The sequence below is a fragment of the Streptomyces sp. NPDC051320 genome (genome assembly GCF_040682175.1).
Classification (GTDB): Bacteria; Actinomycetota; Actinomycetes; order Streptomycetales; family Streptomycetaceae; genus Streptomyces.
Genome location: NZ_JBFBAL010000037.1, coordinates 1 through 8,914, shown reverse-complemented (window position 1 = coordinate 8,914; position 8,914 = coordinate 1). Strand labels below are relative to the sequence as shown.

The window sequence follows — 8,914 nt, the reverse complement described above, 5'->3', positions numbered from 1 at the left end:
CACTCAACGCCTTCGACATCACCTTCGACGGCCGGCTCACCGCCGGACGCCGATAGAAACAATCAACCGAGTCCCACCATTCGCTGTACAGACCCGTCCACGGCGTCCGGTAACTCCGTTGCACGTTGTTGGCGACAAAACACCCCTCTGGCCGGATCCCCACCAGCGCGCGAGCATCGAAGCCGACACCCGGCGTATCGGTGCGCACCGCCCGATGACTTCGGAGGGCGCTGCGGTCGTCACTCTCGGTCTCCTCGAACAAGATGGGCTCGCCCGTAGAACTGGGCCTCCATCGCGAACACGAGCGGCTCTCGGTTCCTCAGTCGATGCGGGCACTGGCCGGAGCCACGTGGCGCTCGCTGCGCAAATCACGGATCTGAAGCCGTGCGCGAACCTGGAGAGTGAGCCAACGACGCCAAGATCGTCGAAGCGTGCCACGACCTGCTTGTTGATCTCGATGTTCATGAGTCCACCTCTGCCGTTGGCCCCCAGTCGGTCTCCAGAGCCCCGCTCACCTGACACACTGCGAGCGCCCCCGAGGAACAAGCTCTCATCGACGCTCGGGTCGTGCCAGGCGGGGCTGGTGCGGCAGACTTCGACGGCTTGGGCTGAGGACATGTACCAGCGCCTGGACTTTAAACGACCAGATCGTCTCACGCTCAAGATCGACTTTCGCCACAGGCCCTGACCCGCCGAAGCCCCTCAGGCGTTCCTCCCTAAGCCAAGGAGGACAGGCCCGTCGGTCAGACCGTCTGGTCGCAGTGTTCGACGAACGTGCGGAGCCTCGTCGCGAACCGCCTGGGATCGACGAGGTGGACGAAGTGCCCGTCGCCCACCCACTCTTCGATCTGCACATCCGGCAGGCGGCTGAACCTCTCGCGCTCGCCGTCGGTGGCCGACCGTCCGAATACTGCCAGGGGGTCCGGATTCCGGTCGGCTTTCTGGCTTCGTTGATCTCCAAGGGTTCGTGAATTGAGCCACCCCGCGAAGGCGCCGGTGGCGATGAAGCACGTCCAGTCAGTGGGTAGAGGAGCTGCTCGGCTGTCGGTCGATAGGGGTCGTGAGGTGGGGAGGGGCGGAGCGCTGCGCCGGGTGCGCGCTGGGTGGCGCGCCCTGGCGCTGTTACACAGGCGCCAGCTGGGTCTTCCACGGTGCGTCCCACCCAGCCTCGATCGTCGCAGGGCGGGGCGCTCCGGCGGTAGCCGGTGCGCGGGTATCAGGAGTAGTCGGTTTCGATGTAATCGATGTCGGTGAATTCCACGAGAAGATCATTTGCGCGTCGGCCGCCGTCCTTGAAATAGACCTCTTGCAGTCCTTGAGCGACGATGTTCCGCAATTCCTGCTCACCGGCCCCGGCGTCTTTCGCGGTGAAAAGGCGGTCGGCGTAAACGGGCGGGAGGTGCTGGGTAATCAGCCGGATGCGTCCATCATCCGTCGTTCCGGGCGCGGCGGTGAACCCGAAGCGGGCCCGGGTTTCGATCGTGATGCCGGTCGCGGTTGCTGCCTGGGTGCGGGCGCGTTTGCGGACCACCGGCTGCCAGTTCTTGCGGACCTCGCCCTGCAGTCGGTCGGCGAGTTCGGGGCGGGGCTTCTTGATCTGGCCCTTCAGGTAGCGCTCCACGGTGCGCTGGGAGATGCCCAGGCGGCGGGCGACCGTGCGGGTGGAGCCCTTCTCGTGCTTCACGAGGAACCGGATCTGCGCGCCGGCGGACTTCGGGATCGGGCGGGTGAACACGTTGGCTGAGGCCTTGTCGAGGCTGTCTCCGATGATGCCCATCAGATTCCTACTCTCCGTCGTCGGCGGCGTCGGTGCCCTTGATGTGCCGGGCCGGGTTGTGGCCCTGATCCAGCATCTGGGCGGCCCACATGAACTCCTGGGTGCCTTCGTGCTTGACCATCCCGGGCGATACTCCGAGACGGAATCCGCCGGGGGCCGGCTTGCCGTCGGCGGTGCGCGGCAGGAAGCCGTACGGCGAGGGGTCGTCGGCGAGGAAAACCGCACAGTCCGAGAGCAGCGCGACAGGCAGGAGCGCGTCCTCGTCGAAGCGCAGGTGCCCGACCGGGGCCGGAGAGGTCTGAGAGGCGAGGGCGGTCTTGATGAGCTTGCGGTGCATGTTGACCCGGGCCGCCGCGATGACGGCGGCACGGATGTCCGGGCGCCAGGTCGGGCGCTCGAGTGCGGGCCAGCGCTCGCCGTACTTGTGGGAGGCGCCCTGCGGGCGTTCGCGGAGCTTGCCGATGCTGCCCTTGATGGTGGATTTGATCGCGGACAGCACGATGGCCATGCCGGGATCGTGTCGCTTGTGTGTGGCCATCGCGGTGAGGAAGTCGTTTTCCTCCATGCCGGATTCGATGCCGAGGTCGGCCATCGTCGCCTTGTATGCGTCCGAGAGGTGCTTGTACCAGGGGTCCAGGTACGGGCCGGATGCGGTGCGGATCCATGCCTGGATCGGGGTGAGGGTGACGGGCAGTTGGTAGGTGGCGATGAGCTCTTGGGCGTAGGCGACGGTGGGCGTCGCGTACCAGGCCGGGCCGGTCGGCCGCGTGCCGTGCGGGGTGAACGGGTTCGCCAGCCGGGGGTCCATCTCGATGGTGGACAGGTCGATCAGCCAGGAGCCGGGCACCGTCTTGTCGAAAACGGGTGCGGTGACGTCGCGGCGAAGGTCGGTGCCGGGGTGGTGACGTTCTGCCCGGACGACAAGGTCGGTACCGGGCTCAGGGTCTTCCCCAGCGGCTCGAGCAGGCTGTGCACGTTCGCGGCGACCTCCAGGTCGGTCTCGTAGAACTTGCTGCCGAGTCCGCTGACATGCAGGTGGTCGGCTCCCGCCAGACGGGCCAGCTGCTGCCACACCCGGTAGGACATCCCCAGCGCCGGCGAGCGCATCGACCCGGCCAGACCGGCACGATGGCCGTGCACGGGGACTTCGGAGAACTCCCTCAGCCAGGCCAGGGCGGGAAGTCCCATGACAGGGACGTTGAGCATCACGCACCGGCCGCCCGCCGCGACCACCATGTCGTGTCGCCGACGGAGCCCGGCGAGGTCACCCGTGATGTTGAACGCGTACATGACCGGGTGACCGGTGATTTGTTCGGCCTCCCGGATCTCTTCGGTGGCTACGGCGATACGGCGTTCCAGCGGAAAGTACGCCGGATCGGTCATCAGCTCGTCGTCCTTGATCAGGTCGACCGAGGACCTGGCCAACTCCCGCACCAGCAGACGGAACTCGTCCTCGGCGAGGCCGACGTTCGGTTTGATGATCGTGCCGATCATGACGCCCTCGGCGTCCCCCATCAGCCTGCGGGTGCCGGGGACGCCGAACGCCGGGCCCGGGTGCGCGGCAACGAACTCGTCCGGCAGCTCGATGTCCTGCACACGGCAGGCGAACAGTTCACCGAGCTCGAAGAGGTTCCCCGCGATCGTGGTCTGCAAGGTGGCCAGGTCCGTGCCGATGTTCTCCATAGGGAACTCGACCACCGCAAGGGCGGCCCGCACCTCCTCGGGGCGGGTACGTGACGGCAGCGACGGGCTGCGCACGCCCAGATCCCGCACGTCGACAACCTGCGCGGCATGCCGTTCGCGAATACGGGGAGACTCACCGGGCACGGCGATGAAGGTGCCACTGGACTGCTCCCCGGCCATGATCGCGGCAGCCTGCTCCGGATCGATCTCCGACTCCAGGTAGTACGTGCAGCGCACAACCCTTTGGTCACGCATGGTGCTCTCCGTTTCTACGGCTCTGATGTAAGGGACGTTCGTCGTCAATTGCCGTCGCGCTGCGCGGCGGTTGCGCGGTTTCTGCTGGGTATGACATCCGGGATGGAGGATGGCCCCTCGGCGTCGGCTGTCGAGTCGCCGACCTGGTTGGCGCCAGAGGGCTGCTTCAGGATCCGTCGGGCCCACAGAGCGGTGATCAGCGGACAAAGGATCGACGTCACCACGACCGACGAGGCGATGAGCACGGTCGCGGACTGGGCGGCCGGCGCGTAGACGGGATTGGCGGCCGCGACGATCGAGGGGACCACTGCCGCGTTGCCGGCGGTGGTCGCTGCGGCCAGGCCCGCGATGCCGTCGCCGCCGCTCGCCTTGTCGGCCAACAGCAGAACCGCCCCGCCGACCAGCACCACGAACAGTCCCAGCCCGATCCCCAGCAGGCCGGCCTTCCAGACCGCGGTCAGGGTGAGCGTGAGTCCCAGTGACAGCCCGAGGAACGGCACGATCGCCGGCACGGCGGGGGCCAGGAAGCGACGCATCTCGGGATCCAGGTTGCCCAGGAACATTCCCAGCACCAACGGAAGAATCGCTCCCACCAGGGCCTGCCAGGGAAAGGCGGATAGCCCGGCGGCACCGAGTGTGACCATGGTGAGGAACGGGCCGGACTCCAGACTCATGACGCTGTAGGCGCCGACGTCGCGCTTACGTCCGAACTGGGCCATCAGCGACATGTAGAGGCCGCCGTTGGTGTCGTTCAGTGCCGCCACGACCGCCAGCGTGGACAACCCCGCAAACGCCCCACCGCTGATCGGCGATTCCCCGAGCAGCCGGCCCAGGACTATGCCGACGAGCATCGCGAACAAGATCTTGCTCCCCAGCAGTACACCGCCCTTCTTTGCGATGTAAGGCGTCGCCTTCACATCCAGGGTCGAGCCCAGACACACGTAGAAGACGGCCAGGATCGCGGGCAGGCCCGTGTACAGAGCTCCGGTGAAGGAGCCGAAGAACTCTCCGGAGCCCGGCGCCGCCGTGTGCACCACGGCACCGACGAGCATGGGGACGAGCATCAGCCCGCCCGGCACCTTCTCGATGCCAGCTTTGATGGGCACAGCCATGGGAACCTCCGGACGGCAATGTTCGAATGAACATTTAGTGGCTCGGACCTTAGCCGCAGGAAGTCTGCAGGTCAATAGGCCGCCACTCGCGTGACCGTCGGCGCAGAATTAAGGACGCCCGCACGATAGGCCCGACAGGTGTACGATCGAGGCGCCGCGATGTTCATATGAACAAACTTGGAGGGGGCGCACCGCGTCAACCCTGGTTGAAGCCCGTGGCAGGAGGCCCGATAGCGTGATGAGCGTGGCTCAAGACGAGGTGGAACCAGTGCGCAACTCCCGGCAGAGAGCCATCCTCAGCGCGCTGCAGACATCCCGGCAGGTCGACGTCAACACACTCGCGAAACGATTCGCGGTGTCCGGCATGACGATCCGCCGCGACCTGGCCGAACTCGATCAGGCAGGACTGCTGGACCGCGTCCACGGCGGCGCCGTACCTCGCCGGGCACCCGCCTACGGATCGCGGTCCGCGACAATGATGCCCGAGAAGTCGAAAATTGCGCGGGCCGTGGCAGACATGGTCGAGCCAGGCGCCTCAGTGGGAATCGACACCGGCACCACCTGTACCGCTGTCGCCGCGGAACTCTCCGACCGGGACGATCTGACCGTGATCACCAACTCGCTTCACGCGGCGTTCGAACTGCGCGACACCCGAAGCCGCGTTCTCGTCCTGGGCGGACTTATGACACCCGAACTGAGCCTGATCGCTTCCACGGCCGCACAGGAACCGCCTCAAATCCATCTGGACCTGATGATCCTCGGCTGCGGAGGACTGTCCATCGACCGCGGGATCACCTACTTCGACCCCGCCGAAGTCGAAGTACGCCGCACACTTCTCGACCTCGCGGACCGAGTCGTAGTCGCCGCAGACCACACCAAGTTCACCCGCAAGAAAGCGATGGCCCTCGGCGACCTATCGATCGTCGATATCCTTGTCACCGACCAAATGCCTCCCCCTGAGCTGCGCCCCGCCTTCACGGAGATCTTGGTCGCTCACTAGCGTTCGAACCGACCACCGCGCACAGATTATGATCACCACTCTTCAGCTACCGACAAAGAGCTGAAGAAGCCGTATCTCAACCGTTCATGGAACGTGTGAACCGGACAGGGTTCCTGGCCGGGTGATCTTGCGGCGATACGCGCATGAAAGCAGGGCCACACCCAGTTCGCGGAACGGGCCACGATCCCCATCAGCGTGCGCTCCGGCACCCGGGCCTTGACCTCCTGCTCCAGCCGCTTCGCCGAGGGCCGCTGCCCCTCGGAAGCCGGCGAAGTCGGTGACCTTCGCTCAGGCGGCTCCGACCACCCACACACCACGGTGTCCCCGAGCTTGTCCAGCCACTCCAGGTGCGTGAACAGGCGCTTGAAGTGCGACCAGCTCGGGCCCTGCGGGTCTGCTTCAGCCGCTTGAACTGCGTCGCACCGTCACTGCCGCGCTCTTCCAACAGCCGCAGCATCCCCGCCTGCTCGGCGAGGCTCATCCGGTCGTGGATGCCGCAGCAGATCGAGGAGTTCACCTCGCTGCGGATCGTGGAGATCATCGAGTCGAAGGTGGAGAAGCCGGCAGCTCCAGCCCGGCCGCCACCACCTTCTCCAGGCCGACGGGCCGGTTCTTCGACGCGGCCTCCTTAAGTCCTCCACCGCCTTGGTCGTAGCGGGTGAGGTCGGGAGGCGCATCGGGGCGTGGTGCCCGGCGCACCTACTCATGGTGCTGAGCGAGCCGCGGGTACTTGCGAAGAACGAGTTCGCCGTCTCCCGTCCAGCATGCCTCAGACCTCTTGTAGACCCACCGGATCCCTGCCCCAGACCGGGGATTTCAGAGAGCTGAATAAGCCGCACGAAACTGCCCCGCGACGTCACGGGGTCAGTGAGAACCTCGACGTCGGCAAAGGGCTTGTCGAAGCCGCTGGCCATGATGCCGTGTCCGTCGAGTCCTTGAGGTCGACTGCCGCTGCGGCGATGGCACGACCAGCCTGGCTCAAGCCGTAGAAGACCTGCAGGGGTCGAGTGGCCGGACCTACCACGGAAGCCGCGCGAAACATCTGTTCTGCCTGTTCCAGAGCCGCCGCGTACCTTTCGGCGCGCTCCACCGCCGACCCTGCCGGGCGGGTTCGCCCGGCTCGCGCGGAGCTTCTCCCACGCCGACCGAAGGACGCCTCGGGGTTCGTCGTTCTGCCTCGGCGCTGGGTCGTCGAACGCTCACACGCCTGGGTCATGCACGCCCGCCGGCATGCGCGCGACTACGAACGGCTCATCCAGCACTCGGAATCGCTCATCACCTGGGCCGCGATCACCCTCATGACCAAGCGCATCACCCGCCGAAGCTCCCGCAGGAACGGGCAGCCGGCCTCTCGCGAAGCCCAGCGGGACTGATCCTTTTCAAGGCCAGGACCATCACCTCGGCACCGAGCTGGCCCTGCCCTTCCGCTCCACGGAATGTACAGCTAGCGGTTCGCGTCCCGGCCGAATTTCAGATACGCGATCAGCCCGAAGACGTTCCCGAATGCGCATATGGCCAGCCATGCCTGAGGCGTCAGGCCCCGGGTGTCCGGATGTCTCACAATGTCGACCATGCACAGGACGGCAGGCAGAATCGCGATCACCGGCACGATCGCCACCCACGGGCTTGCGCCAGACGGTCCGGTCACCTGCTGCCCCTGCCTGCGGTGAGAATGCGCAGGACAGCGTCCGGATCGTCCGGGGTGATCGTGGGGCGCACACGGCGTCCGGCGTCGATCACCAGAGCGCGGCTCTTCCTGGGGCGCCTCGCGTCGAAGTTCCACCAGTGGATGAAGTCGCCCGTGCCCCAGATCCGCCATGCGCGCACCTTGTTCGTGCCGGTCAGGTCGAGTGTCTCGATGCCCTTGATCGAGGTGCAGGCGATCCGCTTCGCCCCCCAGGGGTAGTAGCCGCGGATGATCAGGCACTGATCGTCGCAGCGAATCGCACCGTCGTCGTAGGTGGTCATACCCGCCCGGCTCACTCATGCCTCCCGCGTATGGGCGTCTACCGACGCAATAAAATCCTGCCGGCGCCCGAACACCCAGTAGGCAACTGATCCGAGAGTGTTCACCGTGCTGGCCACCCGCCATATCCGTTTGCCACCGCGCACGCGCCGCGCCGGCCTGGCCCGCAGGTCCCGCCACGTGAGGACCGCAGCGGCCGTGTGCAGCACGGCGATCACGGCGAAAATCCGCGCGTCCGGCCTATTCCTTGTGGGCACGACTCCTCCGCTCGTCCGCCGACCACGCCTTCCGCGTTGGCCGGGCCCGAGGTTCACGGGACTTCCGTGGGGATGATGTAGATTCCGGCGACTCTCTCCTGCGCGTCGAACGCGACCTGGGCCTTCATGTCGCCGGCTTCGTAGCGCAGTGGGATGTCGACGACCGTGTGGTCGCCGATGCGCCGTACGAACGGCTCGCCCTCGCCGAAGCCCTCGAACGGGCCGACGAGGCCGGTGAGCGTGGCCAGGCCATTGCCCCACACTTCGTCGGTGAACGCCTTCAGAACTTCGGCGTTGAACGACCGCCTCGCTCGGTCCATCCTGCCTTCGAGAACGTCCGTGACAATGGCGAGAGCACGTTCCGCGGCGTCGGCCATGTGCACCGTCTTATCCATGAGTTCTCCCGTCCTGGGATCGATGGGTTTACCGAACCGCTGGAAGGCGGCCTGGCGAGTGACACCGAGCAGGTCTCCGATCTCCTGCCAGGTGTGACCGGCATCACGCGACTGCTGTACGCACAGCTTCAGGACTTGTCCCGCCATGTCGTCGACCTTCTGGGAGCGCCGGACTAAGTCGAGATATGCCGGCGCTGCCAGAGGGCTGCCCAGCGCCTCAGCCAGATCAGACGCCTGCTGAGCAAGCTGATCGCTCAGGGCGCTGAGAGACATCGAAGAATCGACCACATGTCAAGAGTGCCTTTACACCCTCCCGCCTGTCAAGAAGGCCTTTACACATGTCCCAGTCGAACCCAGGGGATCAGAAACAGGTACTCAGCTTGGCGTTTAACCAGTCTGGCCTCGGTGTTCCTTGATTGATTCGGCGCGTTTGATGGTCTTGCCGACGGGGTGGTGGGGTGCTCGATGC

General features: G+C 66.0%; 8 protein-coding genes and 3 pseudogenes. 3 read left to right on the top strand and 8 right to left on the bottom strand.

What is annotated here, in order from left to right; all coding sequences use genetic code 11:
• The coding region (locus AB0M87_RS32925) for a hypothetical protein (protein WP_365859510.1) at nt 1-262 on the bottom strand (262 nt) is incomplete at its 3' end.
• Between AB0M87_RS32925 and AB0M87_RS32920 the strand changes: the two are divergent.
• Nucleotides 240-380: pseudogene (locus AB0M87_RS32920) on the top strand (glycosyltransferase family 2 protein); the annotation flags it as partial. The gene AB0M87_RS32925 and the pseudogene AB0M87_RS32920 sit on opposite strands and share 23 nt — an antisense overlap.
• Nucleotides 381-1,216: 836 nt before the next feature.
• On the opposite strand, the gene AB0M87_RS32915 reads toward AB0M87_RS32920, so the two are convergent.
• The 4 genes and pseudogenes from AB0M87_RS32915 to AB0M87_RS32900 all read right to left on the bottom strand — a co-directional run bounded on the left by AB0M87_RS32915 (nt 1,217) and on the right by AB0M87_RS32900 (nt 4,827).
• Nucleotides 1,217-1,777 (bottom strand): helix-turn-helix transcriptional regulator, encoded by a 561-nt coding sequence (locus AB0M87_RS32915; protein WP_365859508.1) that lies wholly within the window; start codon nt 1,775-1,777, stop codon nt 1,217-1,219.
• Between the two features lie 7 nt (nt 1,778-1,784).
• A pseudogene (locus tag AB0M87_RS32910) lies at nt 1,785-2,642 on the bottom strand (transcriptional regulator); the annotation flags it as partial.
• Nucleotides 2,606-3,715, bottom strand: coding sequence for a RuBisCO large subunit C-terminal-like domain-containing protein (locus AB0M87_RS32905; RefSeq protein WP_365859506.1), 1,110 nt, complete (start codon nt 3,713-3,715; stop codon nt 2,606-2,608). The gene AB0M87_RS32905 and the pseudogene AB0M87_RS32910, both read right to left, overlap by 37 nt.
• 44 nt (nt 3,716-3,759) lie before the next feature.
• Nucleotides 3,760-4,827 carry a 2-keto-3-deoxygluconate permease gene (locus AB0M87_RS32900; protein ID WP_365859504.1) on the bottom strand — a complete coding sequence of 356 codons (1,068 nt, stop codon included), beginning with the start codon at nt 4,825-4,827 and terminating at the stop codon, nt 3,760-3,762.
• Nucleotides 4,828-5,071: 244 nt separating this feature from the next.
• Between AB0M87_RS32900 and AB0M87_RS32895 the strand changes: the two genes are divergently transcribed.
• Nucleotides 5,072-5,827, top strand: coding sequence for a DeoR/GlpR family DNA-binding transcription regulator (locus AB0M87_RS32895; protein ID WP_365859502.1), 756 nt, complete (start codon nt 5,072-5,074; stop codon nt 5,825-5,827).
• 1,142 nt (nt 5,828-6,969) lie between these two features.
• A pseudogene (locus AB0M87_RS32890) lies at nt 6,970-7,200 on the top strand (hypothetical protein); the annotation flags it as partial.
• 71 nt (nt 7,201-7,271) lie between these two features.
• On the opposite strand, the gene AB0M87_RS32885 reads toward AB0M87_RS32890, so the two are convergent.
• The 3 genes from AB0M87_RS32885 to AB0M87_RS32875 all read right to left on the bottom strand — a co-directional run bounded on the left by AB0M87_RS32885 (nt 7,272) and on the right by AB0M87_RS32875 (nt 8,592).
• Nucleotides 7,272-7,400, bottom strand: a complete 129-nt coding sequence (locus AB0M87_RS32885) for a PLD nuclease N-terminal domain-containing protein (RefSeq protein ID WP_365859512.1) — start codon at nt 7,398-7,400, stop codon at nt 7,272-7,274.
• A 71-nt stretch (nt 7,401-7,471) separates the two neighbouring features.
• Entirely contained in the window at nt 7,472-7,795 is a 324-nt protein-coding gene (locus tag AB0M87_RS32880; RefSeq protein WP_365859500.1) for a hypothetical protein, read from the bottom strand.
• A gap of 308 nt (nt 7,796-8,103) precedes the next feature.
• Entirely contained in the window at nt 8,104-8,592 is a 489-nt protein-coding gene (locus AB0M87_RS32875; RefSeq protein WP_365859498.1) for a hypothetical protein, read from the bottom strand.
• Between the last annotated feature and the right edge of the window lie 322 nt (nt 8,593-8,914).

Bases quoted from the DNA above. Each gene is read 5' to 3' on its own strand.
- AB0M87_RS32915 (WP_365859508.1), bottom strand. From the start codon at position 1,777: ATGGGCATCATCGGAGACAGCCTCGACAAGGCCTCAGCCAACGTGTTC.
- AB0M87_RS32905 (WP_365859506.1), bottom strand. From the start codon at position 3,715: ATGCGTGACCAAAGGGTTGTGCGCTGCACGTACTACCTGGAGTCGGAG.
- AB0M87_RS32900 (WP_365859504.1), bottom strand. From the start codon at position 4,827: ATGGCTGTGCCCATCAAAGCTGGCATCGAGAAGGTGCCGGGCGGGCTG.
- AB0M87_RS32885 (WP_365859512.1), bottom strand. From the start codon at position 7,400: ATGGTCGACATTGTGAGACATCCGGACACCCGGGGCCTGACGCCTCAG.
- AB0M87_RS32880 (WP_365859500.1), bottom strand. From the start codon at position 7,795: ATGACCACCTACGACGACGGTGCGATTCGCTGCGACGATCAGTGCCTG.
- AB0M87_RS32875 (WP_365859498.1), bottom strand. From the start codon at position 8,592: ATGGCGGGACAAGTCCTGAAGCTGTGCGTACAGCAGTCGCGTGATGCC.